At 36.5% G+C, this 622-nt stretch carries 1 protein-coding gene; it reads left to right on the top strand.

Features of this window, described 5'->3' with window-relative positions:
* The coding region (locus tag R7Z50_RS28685; RefSeq protein WP_318149906.1) for a helix-turn-helix transcriptional regulator at positions 1–422 on the top strand (422 nt) is incomplete at its 5' end.
* Positions 423–622: the final 200 nt, after the last annotated feature.

Genomic DNA, 622 nt, shown 5'->3' with positions numbered 1-622 from the left:
AATTCATCTCTTCAAGATTTATCTTAGAGTACAGTAAGGCTGAGTTCGCTTCTTTATTAGGCGTTTCCGTTGCTAAGATAAGTAATATTGAAAGTGGAAAATCTTCAATCCCCCCGGTGTACGATTACGCCATTAATTATTTACTTAGTGAGCATCCTTTTAAAGATAGTGCTGTTGACGCTTTATGCTCTCACGAAACGTTAAACTTTGCTCGGCGTATTGACGTCAACACCAAAGTAAAGCGCCTGTCCTGCAAGCGCTGCGATAGCCGAAGGCTGCACGTTATGGCAGGAATGAGTGGGCTGTACTTTGTCGAGTGCATGGATTGTAAGCATACCATGTACTCGTCTGGTATCGCGGTAAAACGCTATCAACAGTGGTCCAACAATGGCGTAAAGCTAGATAGTCATTTATTTAATTGAATTGTGTTTCCTTTGCACCTAAAGTAAAAAGCCATCAATACATGTGTTGATGGCTTTTTTATTATGTGTTTAAATTTAGTTAAAATTAAAATATTTATTATCCCTAATAATATAGTCCTACTAATTATATAGTGATAGAAATCTCAAAAATTTATTTTCTTGATATTTTATTTCTAACAACAATGGCTGTGGTCACACAA

This window comes from Vibrio sp. 1249-1 (assembly GCF_033340495.1).
Note: the sequence above shows the minus strand (reverse complement) of the source record. Positions and strands in the feature narration are given on the sequence as shown.